The sequence below is a fragment of the Micromonospora sp. NBRC 101691 genome, assembly GCF_030269285.1.
Classification (GTDB): Bacteria; Actinomycetota; Actinomycetes; order Mycobacteriales; family Micromonosporaceae; genus Micromonospora; species Micromonospora echinospora.
The window spans coordinates 1-255 of the sequence record NZ_BSTB01000080.1 but is presented as its reverse complement, the minus strand read 5'-3'; the positions used below and the strand labels follow the sequence as shown (position 1 = coordinate 255).

Annotated in this window: 1 protein-coding gene; it reads left to right on the top strand. The window is 65.1% G+C overall.

What is annotated here, in order from left to right; translation table 11 throughout:
- Positions 1-255, top strand: a 255-nt coding sequence (locus QSK20_RS32030; protein WP_285792337.1) for a C39 family peptidase, incomplete at both ends; no start/stop codon positions are given.

Genomic DNA, 255 nt, shown 5'->3' with positions numbered 1-255 from the left:
GCAAGGGCCAGCGGGAACTGAACGTGCGTTACGAGGCGCAGCCGAACTTCTACTACTGCGGCCCCGCCGCCGCCCGTAACGCCCTCACCACCCTGAACAAGGACGTCTCCCAGGACGACCTCGCCCGCGAGATGGGCACCACCGAGAACGGCACCGACAGCGCCCACCTCATCACCAAGGCCCTCAACACCAAGAGCGGCAAGAACGACTGGCGCACCATCGAAATCACCACCCCCAACGCCGACGACAAGCAGA